This is a genomic window from Spirosoma fluviale, assembly GCF_900230225.1.
GTDB classification, from domain to species: domain Bacteria; phylum Bacteroidota; class Bacteroidia; order Cytophagales; family Spirosomataceae; genus Spirosoma; species Spirosoma fluviale.
This window is the reverse complement of record NZ_OCNH01000007.1, coordinates 189220-208038: the sequence shown is the minus strand read 5'-3', so window position 1 is coordinate 208038 and position 18819 is coordinate 189220. Positions and strand designations below refer to the sequence as shown.

Annotated in this window: 10 protein-coding genes; 5 read left to right on the top strand and 5 right to left on the bottom strand. The window is 49.7% G+C overall.

The window, feature by feature from the left end:
* Positions 1 to 2 precede the first annotated feature (2 nt).
* Positions 3 to 1562 (bottom strand): FG-GAP repeat domain-containing protein, encoded by a 1560-nt coding sequence (locus tag CRO74_RS27425; RefSeq protein ID WP_097130835.1) that lies wholly within the window; start codon positions 1560 to 1562, stop codon positions 3 to 5.
* 264 nt (positions 1563 to 1826) lie between these two features.
* Here CRO74_RS27425 and CRO74_RS27420 point away from each other — a divergent pair, with 264 nt between their 5' ends.
* From CRO74_RS27420 to CRO74_RS27400, 5 genes are all read left to right on the top strand, one after another.
* The gene (locus tag CRO74_RS27420; RefSeq protein ID WP_097130833.1) at positions 1827 to 4379 is read left to right on the top strand and encodes a carboxylesterase family protein; all 2553 of its coding nucleotides are present in this window, start codon (positions 1827 to 1829) and stop codon (positions 4377 to 4379) included.
* Positions 4380 to 4890: 511 nt separating this feature from the next.
* Complete coding sequence (locus CRO74_RS27415; RefSeq protein WP_097130831.1) at positions 4891 to 7992, top strand: SusC/RagA family TonB-linked outer membrane protein; 3102 nt, start codon at positions 4891 to 4893, stop codon at positions 7990 to 7992.
* Positions 7993 to 8077: 85 nt separating this feature from the next.
* Positions 8078 to 9682, top strand: a complete 1605-nt coding sequence (locus CRO74_RS27410; RefSeq protein WP_097130829.1) for a SusD/RagB family nutrient-binding outer membrane lipoprotein — start codon at positions 8078 to 8080, stop codon at positions 9680 to 9682.
* Positions 9683 to 9813: 131 nt separating this feature from the next.
* Positions 9814 to 13203: a VCBS repeat-containing protein gene (locus CRO74_RS27405; protein WP_394341926.1), complete on the top strand. Its 3390-nt coding sequence runs from the start codon at positions 9814 to 9816 to the stop codon at positions 13201 to 13203.
* A complete protein-coding gene (locus CRO74_RS27400) occupies positions 13200 to 14522 on the top strand; it encodes a vanadium-dependent haloperoxidase (RefSeq protein ID WP_097130827.1) in 1323 nt (440 codons plus the stop codon). Before CRO74_RS27405 ends, CRO74_RS27400 begins: the two co-directional genes overlap by 4 nt.
* A gap of 114 nt (positions 14523 to 14636) precedes the next feature.
* On the opposite strand, the gene CRO74_RS27395 is transcribed toward CRO74_RS27400, so the two are convergent.
* The 4 genes from CRO74_RS27395 to galK all read right to left on the bottom strand — a co-directional run bounded on the left by CRO74_RS27395 (position 14637) and on the right by galK (position 18592).
* Complete coding sequence (locus CRO74_RS27395) at positions 14637 to 15794, bottom strand: glycoside hydrolase family 26 protein (RefSeq protein ID WP_097130826.1); 1158 nt, start codon at positions 15792 to 15794, stop codon at positions 14637 to 14639.
* A gap of 119 nt (positions 15795 to 15913) precedes the next feature.
* On the bottom strand, positions 15914 to 16594 hold the full coding sequence (locus CRO74_RS27390; RefSeq protein WP_097130824.1) for a cell division ATP-binding protein FtsE: 681 nt from the start codon (positions 16592 to 16594) through the stop codon (positions 15914 to 15916).
* 71 nt (positions 16595 to 16665) lie between these two features.
* Positions 16666 to 17331, bottom strand: coding sequence for a fructose-6-phosphate aldolase (fsa, locus tag CRO74_RS27385; protein WP_097130822.1), 666 nt, complete (start codon positions 17329 to 17331; stop codon positions 16666 to 16668).
* Positions 17332 to 17422: 91 nt separating this feature from the next.
* A complete protein-coding gene (gene galK, locus CRO74_RS27380) occupies positions 17423 to 18592 on the bottom strand; it encodes a galactokinase (RefSeq protein ID WP_097130820.1) in 1170 nt (389 codons plus the stop codon).
* Between the last annotated feature and the right edge of the window lie 227 nt (positions 18593 to 18819).

Here is an 18819-nt window from a genome sequence, read left to right as displayed (position 1 = left end):
CTTTAGTTGCTCTGGTTCTCCAGCACCAGCAGTTGCGGAAAGGAGGTGATGCCCTTAAAAAGTAACTGGGTCATTTCGCCAACCGTGTGAAAATAAGAACCCAAAATAATATCTACATCGCCGTCCCGGTCAAAATCGGCGGCTTCCATTGTCAGCCATTTTCCATCGGCACCAGCAGGCGTACTAGAGGGTGTAAACGTCAGCTCTCCCTGGTTGGTAAAGTAGATAAAGCCCTGCTCTGGTTGCTCTAGGCTGGTATAAAAAGACGTGGCGGCTATGTCGAGGTCGCCATCCTTGTCGAAGTCGCAGGCTATGGCTTTTGCTGCCCCATACATGGGATAAAACCAGGCTTCTTTAAAGTTATCCTTCCTGTCGTTGATGTATATACGGACACCGTGGTAGTTTTTATTGATGGACGAGTAATCCCAATTGTCGCCGTTGGTCAGCAGAATATCCTGAAAGCCATCTTTATTAAAATCAACCAGCTCAAAATAACTGGAGCCAAACAGGGGAGAGAATTGGAGTATAGGTTTCTCTTTAAATTTCCCGTTTCCCACGTTGTAAAATATAGAAACCTCCTCCCGTGCCTGGGCCATCAGTACCATAATATCGGGCTTTTTGTCATGATTGAAATCGGCGATTTCGACTTTTCGGGCACCGGGAAAGGCTTTTAAAACATGTTCTTTGGCGGGGTCGAAGCCGTCGTACCAGAATAGTTTTCCGGCGTTGTTCCCAAATCCGCAGATAACTGCATCTTGTTTTCCATCGCTGTTCAGGTCGCTCGCTACAAACTGTACCGGGCGGGGAAGTTGCCGGATATTAACCGGGCTGGAACCCGGTTTGGCGGCTCTTTCCAGGGTCATAAGTCGGCCCAAATGCTGGTCTGACGGGCTAAAAACGCCGATGGTTAGTAGTCGTGGCGCGGCATTTTTCGGGAAGTCGATATCCGTTGGCGGGGTGTCGATCCACCATGTATCGGCCAGTTGAAGCTGTTTATCGAGAACGTACAACGTATTTTGCGCATCGCCAACGTAAAGCTGACCGCTTTGTGTATCGTATTTCAGCAGCGTTGTTTGCGGCACGGGTTTATCGCCGATTGTCACTTCCTTAGCCGCAAATAAGGGAAGCTCGTTGGTTACCGGCGCGTGGGGTTTCTGCGGGAGCGGTACTTCGGGGGCTGTCTCTTCATAATATCGAACGATCTTCTCCCAATCAGACAGGGATAAGGCCGCAGTTTCGGGGTAGATATGCAGCTGGCTAATGGCTTTTTCTTCTTCGGGTGCCAGTGGTTTCAGGGTATCCTGCCCCGGTAGTTTGAGGCCAAGACGCATCGCCATAGTAGGCAGTACCCCCGTAACCCAGGTCTTTTTGTCCAGAAGTTCAGGTTCCGGAAACAGGTGGCAACTGCCGCAGTATCGCTGTGCCAGTTGCTTTCCGGTGGGATTGGTTTCCGTTGCTTCAGGGTTGGCAGACATACTACCTGTTTCCTGTTTTGACGGAATAGAAAATGAAGCAATGACCAGAAAAATCAGTAGAAATAAACCGGTTCTAAGCGAGGGCATTGGCTATGGATTTACTGTAAAAGTTAAGAAAGAGAAAGGAAACGGGCTCGGGGGTGTTAAAAAATGGATATGCTGGTAACGTGCAACCGTATTCCGAATATACTTAATGCATGGGATCATTCTGCCAATTAATTTCATAGTTATTGATTGTTTTTGCAAAATAGTTGCCACGTTTTTAAAAAAATAAAATAACTATACCTTTGTTTCGGCTTATCTTTCGGAGGGTAGTAACCCATCCTTAGCCAATACTTCAGGTTATTTACTATGCTTAACTTATTTACCTTACCTGCTCTCTTCTTACTGTCGGTCGGTTCTCTGCTGGCTCAGCAGATCCCAGAAACCAATCGCCCTAAACCGTATTCGTTTACAAAAGGTCTGGTGGCCCTAACGGGTAGTCGCTACGGACGCGAAGCCATTTATACCGATCCACTGGCGTATCAACTGTATGCCGGTATCCTAAAACAACCCGCCGAAGGGGCGGTGTTTGGCAAAGATGAGCAGGGGGCTGATATCAAATGGATTGCGGTTACGGCCGATAGCCTGAACCGACTTCGGCTGCGGGGTGGTTTTCGGGGTAATGCTGGTGCCCCGGCCGGACCCGGCGTGGTAGCCGGTAACCTCCGGGGCGGCATTGGCGGGGGTGGGGGCTATACCTACCTGACTTACCCATCGGCTAAGGAACAGGTGGCGGTACTTGATATAAAAGGAAACAGCAACGTCTACGTAAATGGCGAATTGCACATGGGCGATGTGTATAGTATGGGTTATATGCACATTCCCGTTAAGCTTCGGAAAGGAGTAAATGAATTATACGTGCGGGGTGTCATGATAACGGCCAGTCTGAGTTTCCCGGACAAACCCGCCCTCCTGTCTACCGATGATCCAACTTTGCCGAGTATTCGATTAGGCGATTCGAACGCGTCGCTTCAGGGAGCGGTAGTGGTAGTCAACACATCGACGACACCACTCTCTGGCCTGCAACTGACCAGTAAACTGGCCGGTAAAACACAAACCACATCCCTGCCTATCATTCCAGCTTTATCGAGCCGGAAAGTGGCGTTTCTGTTCGACGGGAGTGGGGTTAACGCGAAAGGTCCCCAGCCCTGCGAGTTAACCCTCGCTCAGAAAGGTAAGTCGCTCGATACCGGTACGATTTCGGTAGAGGCTGTTCCGACCGGGGCATCATATAGCCAGACGTTCGTTAGCCACATCGACGGTAGTTTACAATATTATGCCGTAACGCCACAATCGTCGGCAACGACCGCTCCCTCGGCCCTATTCCTCTCGGTACACGGTGCGGGTGTAGAGGCCATCGGACAGGCGCGGGCGTACAAACCGAAAGACTGGGGCAATCTGGTGGCGGCCACTAACCGGCGGCCACGCGGCTTCAACTGGGAGGACTGGGGCCGGTTAGATGCGCTGGAAGTACTGGCTATCGCCCAAAAACGGTTCAAACCCGATCCGCAACACATCTACCTGACCGGTCACTCCATGGGTGGGCATGGCACCTGGTTCCTGGGGGCTACCTACCCTGATAAATGGGCGGCTATTGCGCCCTGCGCGGGTTACCCAACGCTTAAGGAATACGGTTCTGCCGATGGGGTGATCCCCGAAACCAGCAGTGACCCCTTGGAGCAGATGTTGTTACGGGCCGGTAATCAAAGCGATGTGCTGAAACTGACGAGCAACTACAAACCGCTGGGCGTGTATGTTCTGCACGGTGATGCCGACCGGACAGTTCCCGTAACCTACGCCCGGCAGATGCGCAAATTACTGGGCGAATCCCAGCCCGATATGAGTTATTATGAGTATCCTGGTGGCAGTCACTGGTTTGGCGATGAAAGTGTTGACTGGAAACCGCTGTTCGATTTCTTCAAATGGCACCGCATTGCCGTAGATTCTGCGGTAAATGACATTGATTTTATAACGGCTAATCCGGGTATCTCATCTGCGTATCGCTGGGCCGCTATTGAGCAGCAAACGCAGCCGCTGCTTTACAGCCGGATGCAGCTCACCCGTCGGGGAAAGACGATTGCCGGTACAACATCGAACATAGCCCTTTTGAAATTGGCGCTTAACGCCTTTGACGCCAAAACGCCGGTGACAATAACGCTTGACGGCTCCCCGGCCATTACTTACACGACTGCCAGCTCTCAGGATACAGTGTTTCTAAGCCGGGAAAACGGGCAGTGGAAGCAGGCACAACGCTCCGATGCAGCCCAGAAAGGTCCCCATCGGAATGGTACGTTCAAAGATGCGTTCAATAACCGAATGGTCTTCGTGTACGGAACGAAGGGCACAAAAGAAGAAAACGAGTGGAACTGGCAAAAGGCCCGTTACGATGCTGAAACCTGGTATTATCGGGGTAACGGAGCCATTGATCTTGTGGCCGACACCGATTTCTCGCTGGCAAAATACACCGATCGGGGCGTTGTGTTGTTCGGGAATGCAACCAGCAACGTGGCCTGGAAGTCACTTTTGGCTGATTGCCCAATTCAGGTAGAACGTAACCACCTGCGGGCAGGCGATCAGCAATGGGAGGGTGACGACTTAGGTGCGTATTTTGTCTGGCCCATTAAAGGATCGGCTGTTGCATCGGTAGCGGTTATTGGCGGAACGGGCCTCAAAGGAATGCGGGCAGCTTCGGCTAACCAGTATTTCGCCGGGGCCAGCGGCTTCCCGGACTTCATGATTTTTGGCCTTGACATGGTTCGTATCGGTAGTAAAGGGGTTCGGATGGCAGGTTTCTTTAACAACGACTGGAAACTGGTACCGGAACACGCTGTGGTTAATAGCCAGAAGAGCGGTACCGAATAAAGCTAAGCGGTTAGATATGAAGTACAACGTCTGAACAAGATGAATTAAACCAACGCATAGCCTCAGTTTCAACACCTGCATAAATTAGTGGAACTACTTATCTTTTTCTTACTGGCAAAAGCTGCGCATCATTGTGTAGCTTTTGCAGAATAATTTCAAACCAATGCTGGATTGTACAATTATTGGGAATAATTATATTACAATAAGCTATAGTAGTTATTAGCTTATTTAGTGTACATTTGCTTAAAACCTATTTTAAAAAATATTACAAACTTAGCGTTTCAAAGTATATATTTGCCAAAATAAGCATATGGATGCAATCTTTCTAATCAATAGAAAAGTGTTGCCTTATATAATTTGGTAAAGAGCTTTTTTTTAGCATAATATTTTAATTGTGTTTTCGACTGTACCCGGTAAGAGTGATATTACTCATACCTGAGAAGGTGTCTATCAACCCACTACTTATTTCAACAGAGTTCGTTTCATTAACTAAATCAAGTGTCTAACTACTATGAAGTCAAAATTACGTAGAGCCATTCCTGGGCTGTTTCTTTTTCTGGGAATATGGATTTCCGCAGCTGCCTCTCCCGTTTTTGCTGTTGACAGCGAAGTTACGGGCCGGGTATCGGACGAGAAAGGAAACGACGTGGTTGGTGCATCTGTCACCATCAAGGGAACCAATCGGGGTACCAATACGGATGCAAGTGGTAAGTATCGAATTGTTGTTCCAGACGGAAGTGCTGTACTGGTATTTTCTTACATTGGGTACAACAAACAGGAAGTTACCGTTGGCAACCGTTCTGTGGTCGATGTAAAGCTGGAGCCGGGTAGTGCTGTGCTCGACGAAGTTGTGGTAACGGCTTTAGGCATATCGAAAGAAGCCCGTAAGGTTGGTTATGCGGTTACGACCATCAATAGTGAAGCATTTACGAAAGCCCGTGAAACCAACGTTGGTAATTCGCTGGCTGGCCGGGTTGCCGGTTTAAACGTAAAGGGTACCAGCGGTGGTCCCGGCGGTACAGCTAAAATTCTGATGCGGGGTATGCCCAGTATTAACTCGGGTGGTGCGCCATTAATTGTTATCAATGGTGTACCCATGGACAATACCCAGCGGGGTAGCGCCGGCGAATGGGGCGGTGCGGATGGTGGTGACGGTATCGGTAACCTGAACCCGGACGATATTGAAACCATGACGGTTTTAAAAGGTCAGTCGGCATCTGCTTTGTATGGCACAAGAGCTACGAACGGTGTCATCCTGATTACAACCAAGCGGGGTAAGAAAGGTGATTACGCTATTGAATACAACGCAAACCTGACGGCTGATAGCCCGGTCAACTTCACTGATTTTCAGTACGAGTATGGTCAGGGAACGGGTGGCGTTAAGCCTACTACGGTTTCAGCGGCTCAGCAAACGGGTCGGCAGAGCTGGGGTGCTAAACTGGATGGCTCGCAAATCACCCAGTTCGACGGTAAGCAATATGCTTATTCGGCTCAGAAAGACAACATCAAAAATTTCTACCGGACAGGTACTAACTTTACCAACACGGTTTCGGTAACCAAAGGGGGCGATAACGGGTCATTCCGTCTGTCATTATCGAACCTTGATACCAAGTCGATTCTGCCAAGCAGTGGCCTGGGTCGTAAAACGTTTAACCTGACGGCCGATCAGAACATCACCTCCAAACTGAGTGTGAGCCTGCTGGCAAATTACATCGACGAAAAGGTTACGGCAAAGCCGCAGTTGAGCGATGGCCCCATGAACGCCAACAACGGTCTATTCCTGGCAACGAACATCGATCAGCGGATTCTGGCTCCGGGTTACAATACCACAACCGGACGTGAGATTATTTTTAGTGATGACGAGTACGTAACGAACCCTTACTTCGTAACCAATCAGTACGTAAACGACGTAAGCCGCAAGCGATTGATCTCGATGATTGCGACCAAGTATCAGTTTGCCGACTGGATTTATGCACAGGCACGCGTTGGATATGATAACGCCAATGACCGGATCTTCCGGGTTACACCCTACGGAACGGCTTACTCGCAGGATGCCAAAGGTGGTCTGGACGAGCAGTCGAACGCCCAAACAACCGAATTGAACATCGACGGGTTGATTGGTGTTAACAAGGCCATTACGCCCGACTTCTCTATTGATGCTATCGTGGGTGGTAACATCCGCAAAAACGATTACGAGAAAATAGGAATCGGTGGCGGTCCTTTTGTATTGCCTTACCTCTATAGCTTTAACAACGTCGTTAATTTCAACCGGAGTTACGCCTTTGCCAAATCGGAAGTTCAGTCAGCTTATTACAGCGTTGACTTCAGCTACAAAGGTTTTCTGAACATTAGTACAACCGGTCGCTACGATACGTATTCATCGTTACCCAGTTCCAACCGGAGCATTTTTACCCCATCGGTGACCGGTGCATTCATTTTCTCCGAATTTGTAAAATCGCCAGCGCTGAGCTTTGGTAAGCTGCGCGCATCCTATGCCGTTACCAGCGGTGAGCCAGGTGCCCCTTATGGAACCAGTGTTTATTACGGCGTTGGCAGTGCAATTAATGGTGTGCCAACGGGTAACTTCAGTTCCAGCCTGCCAAACCTGTTCCTGAAACCCTTTACCAAGAGCGAAGTTGAAGTTGGTTTAGAACTTAAGTTCTTCGGTAACCGCTTAGGGTTCGATCTGGCCTATTACGACCAAAAGACGAGAAATGAAATCCTGCCTGCCAACTATAGCCCGGCAACTGGGTATACGAGTGGGGTAGTAGCTACCGGTTCTACCCAGAACCGGGGTCTGGAAGTGCTGATAAATGGCACGCCGGTGAAAACGGCTAAATTGGCCTGGAATGTTTCGTTTAACCTGACTTCGGTTAAAAACAAAATTCTCCAGACCGATGCCAATAATAATCCGCTGGGTCTGGGCTCTAACCGCGCTACCCTGGGTAATGCGACTACCAATTTCGTTGTTGGTGAATCGGGTCCGCAAATTCGGGCGTACGATTATAAGTATGCATCGAACGGCCAAATCATTGTGGATGCATCCGGCCTGCCGGTTCGGGGCGACCTGATCAACATGGGTACGGTATTACCAACGCTCTACGGTGGTCTTAATAATGAGTTCTCGTTCGGTAATTTTAATCTGGCATTCCTGGTCGATTACAACTACGGCAACAAGATTCTTTCGGCTACTGAAAACTACGCGTACCGTCGGGGCTTGCACAAAGCGACTTTGGTAGGTCGTGAAGGTGGTATCACAACCGGTGTTGTTGAAGGGGGCGCTGCCAATACGGTTACCGCTACTGCCCAGAACTATTATACAGCCCTGGCCAACAACGTAACCAAACTCAGCGTGGTCGATGGTGATTTCATCAAAATGCGTCAGTTGACATTTGGCTACAACATTCCCGCCAGTGTTTTGACAAAAGTGCCCCTGATTCGTTCGGTTAATATTTCTTTCGTGGCCCGGAACCTGTTCTACATCATGAAGAAAACTACCAACATCGATCCTGAGGCTACGTTCGGTGCTAACCTGCGTTACGCTGGTATTGAAGGAACAAGTCTTCCATCAAGCCGTAACTACGGGGTTAACCTAAACATTCGGTTCAAGTAAGGTATATCTATCAAAAGTTCGGTGTGCAAGGCGTGGTGGTGAGTTCAGAACTCACCACCATACACACCTAATAAATACAAGAATCATGAAAAAAAGACTGATAGCATTAACCCTTGTGATAGGGTCTTTACAGGTTTCGTGTACCGATAACTTTGACGCGATCAACACCGACCCAACCCGGGCTTCGGCGACTATATTCGATCCTAATTTGCTGTTGCCAAGCACTCAGTTTAACCACGTAAGTGCTATGGCGGGGTACAGTGGCCCTATCCTGTTCCAGAGCATGTGGGTGCAGATTTTCGCATCGACTTCTTCGGGCGCGGCCAACTATTATTCCAATGCTGACAAGTATGTTATTTCGAGCAATACGAATTCATACCTGAGCAGTACCTGGAATGGTAATTATGGCGCGGCCAGCTATGCGTATGAAATGGAGCAGCTCACCAAGGATAAACCCGCGTTGGCTAATTTGAACAATATCGCTAAAATCATGCAGGTGCAATGCTTAGCGGCTATTTCCGATACCTACGGTGATCTGCCCTATTCGCAGGCACTACAGGCCAAAGCCTCCGGTACGACTTTGCCGGTTTATGACACGCAGGAGAGCGCCTATAAAGCTATGCTTGCTAAACTCGAAACTGCCACAGCAGCCCTAAGCCCAGCCACCCTATTGCCAACCAACGATGCGTTTCCCTACAAAGGAGACATCACCAAATGGAAAAAATACGGCTACTCGCTCATGCTCAAAATGGCAATGCGCTTAACCAAGGCTGACCCGACAACTGCTAAAACCTACGTCGAAAAAGCCGTTACGGGTGGTGTTTTCACCAGTGTCGATGACGACGCCTACGTTCGTGCCGACAACGCCAATGGCTATGGTAATGGTAACGGGGGTGCCCTGAGCACCCTGGCCGACATCTATCAGGTTCGGTGGAGCAAAACGATGATCGACTACCTCAAAGCAACGAACGATCCGCGTTTGAGCGTTGTCGCCGAAGTACCGGCAGACGGGCTGGCGGCTAATCAGTCGATTGCTGCCCCCGGCAACACAACGCCCGCTGCTCAATTAGGCTTACCCAATGGCTATGACCTGAACGGTGGAGCTACGGACATCAGCAAATCGCCGGGCTATCCGGGTGGAACGGGTTCGGGTGCCGATGCTACCCCAATCGGGAAATATTCGCGGCCTACGCAAGTTTTACGCGACCGGAATGCTCCGCTATTTGTACTGACCTATGCTGAGGTTGAGCTTTTGCTGGCCGAAGCGGTTACCCGTGGTTTTTCGGTGGGCGGTACGGCTGCCGGGCACTACAAAAATGGTGTGGTAGCGGGTATCCTGGCGCTGTCGCGTTATGGAGCAGCGGCTACCATCAGTTCGGCGGTGGCAACGGCTTATGCTGATGCCAACCCACTGGTACCCGCCAATGCCCTGAAGCAGATCAATGAGCAGTACTGGGCAACCACCGGCTTGCTGCTGAACTTCTCGGAAGCCTGGAATAACTGGAAACGTTCGGGCTTCCCTGTCCTGACACCCGTAAACTACGTTGGTAACTTCTCGAATGGCGCAATTCCCCGTCGGCAGCCTTACCCAACGGGCGAGGCCACGCTGAACGGTGCCAACTACAGTGCCGCTGTTAGCAAACTCTCGGGTGGTGATACCTGGACGTCTCGTGTCTACTGGGATAAATAAGTCGTTTTAACACCCAAAAAAGGTAAGATGGTCTCGTGCTATCTTACCTTTTTTGGCTTATATTGACTGGCTAAACTGGTGAATACTACTGCTCTCTCGTGGTTATCCCGCTTCGTAATGCCAATAAAGTGATGAATAGCCAATTTCCTCATCGTACCTATAAAGACCTGCTCTATTTCTTACGGTATTCTGTCCATTTCTCGTGCTTCCTGACGTTCCTGTGTGGCTCTGCCGTGTGTGCACAGAATCCGCTCTTTCAGCTTCTTGCCCCTAAGCAAACCCACATAGACTTTAAGAACGATATTGACGAGAACGAAAGCCTGAATGTGCTTTCCTACGAATATTTTTATAACGGGGGAGGAGTTGCCGTTGGCGATATTAATAATGATGGCCTGCTGGATTTGTTCTTTACCGCTAATCTGAAAGCCAACAAACTGTACCTAAATCTTGGTGGATTGACGTTCAAAGACATCACCAGTGAGGCTGGAGCCGGGCTGGTCGGTAGATCGGGCGGCTGGAAAACGGGCGTCAGTATGGCCGATGTCAATGGCGATGGCTGGTTGGACATTTATGTCTGCTATTCGGGCAAAGGCGATGAGAGCAAGCGCCGAAATCAGCTCTTTATCAACCAGGGAGCAGGCCCTAAGGGAAGCGTCCGGTTTGTGGACCAAGCGAAGGAATACGGCGTCGACGATAATGGCTACAACACCCAGGCTACCTTTTTTGACTATGACCGCGATGGCGACCTCGACCTGTTTTTGCTGCATCACAATGTCAAGAAGTACGACAACATGGAGCTGGCCAAACTGCACGGTGAGACCGACCTGCTGGCTGGCAATAAACTACTCGAAAACAGGAATGGCCACTTTGTCGATGTATCCCAGAAAGAAGGCATCCATCAATATCCGTTAACGTTTGGCCTGGGCATGGCCGTAGCGGATGTCAATAAAGATGGATGGCCGGATATTTACGTAACGAACGATTACAACGAGCCCGATTACCTTTACATTAATCAAAAAGGGATTGATCTGGCCGCCCGGCGAACGGGTGGACCGGCTTTCAAAGACGAAACCCAATCCTGTTTCCGGCATCTGGCGCAGTTCTCGATGGGCGTGGATATAGCCGATTACAATAACGATGGCCTCCCCGACATCATGTCGCTGGATATGTTGCCCGAAGATAACCGACGTCAGAAACTGTTGCAGCTTCAGGAAAACTACGAGTCGTTTGAGTTGATGCAGCAGCAAAAACTACAGCGGCAGTACATGCGGAACATGCTTCAACTGAATAACGGCGACGGTACATTCAGTGAAATTGCGCAGACGGCGGGCGTGTCGAATACCGATTGGAGCTGGTCGCCATTGCTGGCCGATTTTGACAACGACGGCTATAAAGACCTATTTATTACGAACGGTTACCTGCGCGATTACACCAACAAAGACTTTTTGAAATACTGGGGCGACTACAAGATCAAAAAGGCAATTGATCGGGAGCCTGTGCAATTGATGGACCTGGTGAAAGCCATGCCCTCTACCAAAATTGCCAATTACATTTTCAGCAATAATCGCGACTTAACTTTCACCAACAGACAGCGGGAGTGGGGCTTTCAGACGCCCGCAATCTCAAACGGGGCCGTTTATGCCGACCTCGACAACGACGGTGATCTGGAACTGGTAGTCAACAATATTAACGAACCGGCCTTCGTGTACCAGAATATGAGCCGGGAGCAATCTGCCAACGGATTTCTCCAGCTAAAACTAGTGCCTTCCGGAAAAGGCAAGACCGCGATCGGAACCAAAGTCACGCTCTTTGCCAATGGTGTTTTACAATATCAGGAAGTAAATCCGGTGCGGGGATATTTGTCAAGCCAGCCGCTGACGCTTCATTTTGGTGTGGGAACGGCCTCTCGTATTGATTCCCTTACCATCATCTGGCCGGACCAGTCCCTACAGAAGCTAACCGGTGTTGCCATCAATCAGCAACTGGTGGTCCAGCAGCAGGCTACGACAGTAACGGGTAGTCGTGAGCTGGCTCAGAAAAAGGGAACATCTGTATTTACAAAAGTAGATCCGATTCTGGCGCATACACACGAAGGGTTTCAGGAAAATGATTTCAAACGTCAGCCGCTCATGCTTTGGATGTATTCGCATACAGGGCCGATACTGGCAAAGGGCGACATCAATAAAGACGGTCTGGACGATGTATTTATCAGTGGCGATCAAAGCAAACCTGCTGGCGTCTGGATGCAGCAACAGAACGGTACGTTCAAGCAGAAAGACGGGGTGGTCATTGGCGACGAATCGATTTCATCCATTTCGGCTGCGGTCTTTTTCGATGCCAACGGCGATGGATTTGACGATCTATACGTAGCCAAAGGAGGGTATTCACTGTTTGAGATCAACACCACGTCTTTTCAGGATGAACTGTATCTAAATGACGGGAAGGGCAACTTGATTTTGTCAAAGGCAGCCCTGCCAAACCTGAGCGCCAGCAGTAAATCATGCATTCGGCCATACGATTACGATCAGGACGGCGACATCGATTTATTTGTGGGCGGACGGGTGGTTCCCGGCCGTTATCCCGAAGCACCCGTTTCCTACCTGCTCCAGAATACCGGCACCGGGCAGTTCAAGGCGGTACCCATTCCATTTGCCAAAATAGGGATGGTAACGGATGTGAAATGGGCCGATATGGATGGCGATGGCCGGGCTGATCTGGTGATGTGTGGTGAGTTCATGCCCATAAAAATCTACCTGAATACAAAAGATGGGTTCGTCGATAAAACGAGGCAGTATTTCCCGGAAGAAGAAAAGGGGTTCTGGCTGTCGCTCACGATTGCCGATGTGAATGGCGACGGGCAGAATGATATTCTGGCTGGTAACCTTGGTACGAACTCACAGATCAGGTTTTCGTCAAAAGAGCCTGTCGAACTGGTCTACGCCGATTTTGATAACAATGGGTCCATCGATCCCTTTTTTAGTTTTTTTGTTCAGGGAACGTCGTATCCGTTTGTGAGCCGTGATGAGCTGAACGACCAGATCTACGCCATGCGTAAGAAATTTGCTTTTTACAAAGACTACGCCAATGCGACGATCAACGCGATCTTTCCTGCCGACGAGTTGGCAAACGCGCCAAAGCTGACCGCTTCGGAGTGTCACTCAGTCTGTTTTTTGTCGAAGAAAGGACAGTTCGAAAAACAGATTTTGCCCATAGAAGCTCAGTTCTCCCCGGTTACAAACATGGTATGTGATGATTTTGACCAGGATGGGCAACTGGACGTGTTGCTGTTGGGTAATAAATCGGATAACCGGCTAAAACTAGGGAGCATGGACGCTAACTACGGTTGTTTCCTGAAGGGAAATGGGAAGGGAGTTTTCACCTACGTGAACCAGCCGGCTTCGGGTTTATCGGTGATTGGTGACGTTAAGTCGGTTATTGACATCGGCATCAATAAAAACAAGTATTTACTGATAGGGGCCTTCAATCAACCGTTACAGGTCTATAAAAAGCAAAAGCCATGAACCGGGTTCTATTTATTTGTCTTTGGCTGGGGTTACGCTTTTTGGCGAAGGCGGAGACTCCCCCAAAAGAACTTGGTCGGCATCTTCAACCAACGGTTTTTGCGGTAACTATGGTGATGATCCATGATGTGGTCAATCCGCCCGCTGCCAGCCGTTTTTATACCTATTGTTTACTGGGTGCCCACGAGATTGTGGCCCGACATCAGAAAACGGTGGTATCGCCAACCGCTTTTATCCACAGTCTTAGTGAGGTGAATCTGGATGTTGCTAAAGCCGACAATTATCAGATAGCGGCTCTGTACTGCATTCTGGAAACGGGGCGGTTGATTCTGCCATCGGGCTACATGCTGGAGGAGGAAGAGAAAAAACTACTTGATCAACTCAGGGCCGAAAAATACCCGGAGTCGGTTATTCAGCAATCAGTAAGTGTGGCGCAGGAGATGGCGAAAAAAATACTGACCTATGCCGCTGTCGATAATTATCGAAATCTGAGCGCCCGCACCCGCTATCGACCCAGCAAGGCCGATGGCTTCTGGTACCCAACACCACCGGCGTATATTGAGGCTATTGAGCCACATTGGCGCATTATTCGTCCCATGATAATCGACTCCTGTAGCCAGTTCAAACCAAAACCCCCGGTTGCCTTTAGTAAAGACACCACGAGTGAGTTCCATAGACTGGCGCAGGAGGTATATCAGATAGGCAATACGCTGACCGACGAGCAACGGTTTATCGCGTCGTACTGGGATTGTAATCCGTTTGCGGTCAATACCTCGGGCCACATGTCGATTGGGTTCAAGAAAATAAGCCCTGGTGGCCACTGGATGAACATAACAAGCCTGGCGGCTGCCAAAGCCGGACTATCGTTCGATAACGCCCTGATGGTGCAGTCACTGGTTGCCATGACGCTGATGGACGCTTTCATCAGTTGCTGGGACGAGAAATACCGCAGCAACCGAATCCGCCCAGAAACGGTCATTAACCGCTACATCAACGTGCGCTGGCAACCGCTCCTGCAAACGCCACCTTTTCCGGAGTACACCAGCGGCCATAGTGTTATTTCTACTGCCGTGGCCGAATTACTGACGTATCTGATGGGCGATAATTTTAACTTTACGGACAATACCGAAGTGATTTTTGAACTGCCCGAACGCCGGTTTACTTCCTTCCGGCAAGCTGCTTCGGAGGCTGCTATTTCCCGGCTATATGGCGGCATTCATTACCGCGATGCCATTGAAAACGGGCAGGCTCAAGGGAAAGCAATTAGTGAGTTTGTTATTGGACGATTAAAGAAAGCAGGGATCAAACCAGTTTTTTGAAAGCTACTTGGCTAGTGCGCTTATAACGTTTGAATGAACTGTGTCTGGGCCAAGCTCCAGCTTGGCCCAGACACAGCCACTAACTTGCATTAAACTTCCTGTTCCAGGCAGGCACTAGAATAGCCGCTTGCGTTTATACATATTCGGCAGGTTGGTTTCAAACAGCGTGTACGGGTCCTGGTAGAATTTAAGGAAATCCGGAGCGCTGGCCTGACCAGGATATGGGGCGTAATAGTGCGTGGCGCTTTGCCGATCGTTTCGCCAGACGAGCACATAAGAAAGTCTCATTTTCTCCGCCTTCAGAGCTTTTAGCAACGTGTTTGTCCACCAGGTTGTATCGGGGATGGATTCCAGACCTGTTTCTGTGAAAGCCGCCAGTTTTCCTGATTTCTGAGCGTAGTCGGATACGATCTTGAGTTTCTGAATACCGACGTCTACATTGTAGCGTCCGTTTCGGCCAAAGTCGGCGTAATTATCCATGCCGAGCATATCGACCCACTCATCACCCGGATACCGTTCCAGATACTCGGCCTCCGTTTTGAACAGACAATCGGGGGAGAAGGCATAAATGAAGTTATGTACCTGAAGGCTGTCGCGCAGATAAGAGACCGTGAACTGCCACAGCGCAATGAAGTCCTCGCGTTTGCAATGAGGTTTTCCCCACCAGAACCAACCCCCGTCAAATTCATGATACGGCCGAAAAATCATGGGTGCCAGTGTCCCGTCTTTCCCCCTCACCGAATTTGCCAGATCGGCAATGGTACGAAGTATTTCTTTGTACTGCTCATGATGAGAGCCGCCTGGGATCAGTAATGATACGGCGGGTGCGGAAACACTGTCGACCCAATAAAAGCCACCTTTTGAGGCCGGGTTCGACAAATGCCAGGCCACGGTGGTTACGCCACCCCGGTCATACGTGTCAATAATCTGCTTTCTGAGTGACGCTTTGGCCTGCTCAATAGCAGCGGGCGGCCTGCCGGACAAGCCGCTAAAATCGACCCCGATAACGGCCGGGTGCGACCCGCTGACAGATTTAACGTCGGAGCGGTTAGCCTCACCTGCCCAGCCATGCCCGTATTCTGTAGCATGCTGGTGACCGAAAAGAACATGCTTTTTGGCAAGCCGTCGTAAATTTTGGTATAATGCTTTAGTCTCTCTGGTGGCTTTCGAATCGATAGGTTTGTTCCTGAATTCCCTGGCCAGGAGTGGTCCGGTACGCGAAAGTGTTGATAGAAGAAGGACTAAGGTAACTGACCTGAGGCTGAAGTACATGTGTTGACTATTTTAAGGATTCGGATGGTAAAACTCCTGAATCAGTATCAAAAATAAGTCGACAGCCTATGGCTTGCTTACAAGTCGTTGAAAATTTGGGGTATATACTAGGGGAGGGGTTACCCTTTCAACTCAACAACCTGACCATCCTGGCAGCGAAGTACGCGGGCCGGGTATTTATGCAGCAGGTCGTAGTTGTGCGTCGCCATCAGAATGGCGGTTCCGGCATTGTTGATGGACTGGAATACTTTCATGATCTGGTCGGCCACGGAAGGATCCAAATTGCCGGTAGGCTCATCGGCAATGAGTATTTGCGGTTCGTTCAGCATGGCTCGGGCCACCACTACCCGTTGTTGCTCACCACCAGAAAGCTGATGCGGCATCTTTTTCTGGGCGGTTCCCAGACCAACCTGCATGAGCACTTCGGCGATGCGGTTGTTCATATCTGTTGTATTTTTCCAGCCAGTTGCTTTCAGAACGAATTTAAGATTGTCTTCGACCGTGCGGTCAAAAAACAGTTGAAAATCCTGAAAAACGATGCCTATTTTTCGTCTGAGCTGCGGTACATCGCGGGGTTTGAGGGCATCCAGCGGGTAGCCCGCTACTAATCCCTTTCCATTCTGTAGCCAGAGGTCGGCATACAATGTCTTCAGCAGTGACGATTTTCCGCTGCCCGTTCGGCCGATGAGATAGACAAAATCGCCTTTGTTAATCTGAAAGGATACGTCGCCCAGTACCAACTTCTTTCCCTGATAGATGTCGGCATTAGTGAGCGCGAGAACGGGTTCCGTCGAAAACATAGTATTTAATAGATACGAGGTACGACCTGCAGTGTCGATTCCGCAAACCGTACCTCGTAATGTAACAATTTTTATTTTACCGGCAGATTAGCCTTCTCGTGGTCGGCCAGGAATTTAGCCAGACCGCTGTCGGTGAGCGGGTGGTTCAGCAGCTGCTTCATAACGCTCAAGGGAGCCGTCATGATATCAGCACCAATCTCCGCGCACTGAATTACGTGCATTGGGTGACGAACCGAAGCCGCCAGAACTTCTGTCGAATAGCCGTAGTTCGTGAAGATGGTAACGATCTGCTCGATCAGCGCCATACCATCGGTCGCGATGTCATCTAACCGGCCAACAAACGGCGACACATACGTAGCGCCAGCTTTCGCTGCCAATAGAGCCTGACCAGCCGAGAAAATCAGCGTACAGTTGGTCCGGATACCTTTTTCAGAGAAATATTTGATCGCTTTGATGCTATCGCCACTCATGGGCACTTTTACGACGATATTCTCGTCGATATCAGCCAATTCTTCACCTTCTTTGATCATCTCATCGTAAGTGACTGAGATAACTTCGGCGCTAACATCGCTCTGTACGATTTCGCAGATTTGCTTGTAATGACGCATTACGTTGTCTTTACCCGTAATACCTTCTTTCGCCATCAGGGAAGGATTGGTGGTTACACCGTCAAGAATCCCCATATCCTGGGCTTCGCGAATGTCAGCCAGATTGGCTGTGTCAATGAAAAATTTCATGGTTAAACAGTTATACAGTTAAACAGTCGAGTTGTTAATCAGTGGAAGGTGTTGGCAATAAAAAGGATTTTTACCTGCCCAACTACCCTGACTAACTGATTACATTCGTCCCGTCCTGGATTTTGCAGACGTGAAGGTACGTATCTTTCCCCGTTCGGGCTTTATATTGTTCGGTAATCAATTTAGTAAAATCGTCAAGTACTTCCTCGCGAACGAGATTAATGGTACAGCCACCAAAACCACCACCCATCATCCGGGAACCCAGTACACCGGGTTGCTGTCGGGCAATGTCGACTAAAATATCCAGCTCTGGGCAACTTACTTCGTACCAGTGGCTTAAGCCTTCGTGCGAGCCGTACATCAATTGACCAAATGTGTCGATGTCATCGGCTTCCAGAGCGGCCACACCATCGAGTAGCCGCTGATTTTCCTGAACGACATAAGCACACCGCCGATAAATCAGGGGGTTCGTATCGCGCAGGTGCTGGTCCAGCATGGGCATAGTCACATCGCGCAGACTCTTTATTTCGGGATAAAAAGTTTGTAGAAACCGCACCCCGGCTTCGCATTCGGCCCGACGGGTGTTGTATTCTGAAGTTACCAGCGAGTGCTTTACTCTTGAGTCGCAGAGAACGATGCGAATACCGTCCATCTGCAAAGGAGCATAGGTGTAGTCGAGTGAGCGGCAATCGAGTTTAATCACGTGATCGGCTTTGCCCATCATGCTGGCAAACATGTCCATAATACCCACTTTGGCTCCTACAAACTCATTTTCGGCGCGTTGTGACCGTTTCACCAGCGTAATCCGGTCGACGCCTAACTGGAAAAGCTCGTTCAGCGCAAAACCGACCCCATTTTCCAGAGCGGCCGACGACGATAAGCCTGAACCCATAGGGATAGTGCCTCCAAATACGCAATTGAAACCATTAAACTGATGACCCGCCTGCCGAAACTGCGCAACAACGCCGAGGAGGTAGTCTGCCCAGGTGTGCGTAGGCGTCAAATCGGTTAAAGAGCCCTGAAAGGTTTTGTTGAGGTCGTGCGCTATAAAATGCAGTTCATCATCGGCACGGGGACCAACGGCTAAGTAAATCGCTTTGTCGATAGCGGCCGGGAGCACGAACCCTTCATTGTAATCCGTATGTTCGCCAATGAGGTTGACACGACCGGGGGAGCAAATCAGGAGCGGGGTCTGTTGGCCGGAAGGCTCAGCCGGAAAAGCTTGTTGGTAGGAACGGGTGAGCTGAGTAAGTAGGTCCATATTGGGCTTAGGAAATTTAGCGGTTTACTACAGCTAAACGCATAACCCGCTGAACAGGGTAACCGTCTTGTTAGAATAAAATCGTACGGGACGGAAACAAAAAATGGCAAACCAATGTCTCACCGCTACGACCACCTACCCTTGCTTCGGTCAAGACCTGGGGGATTCAGCAGGAGCTGGTAGCACCGATTTGCCGATGCAAAGTTAAGTAATTGTTCGTCAAACGA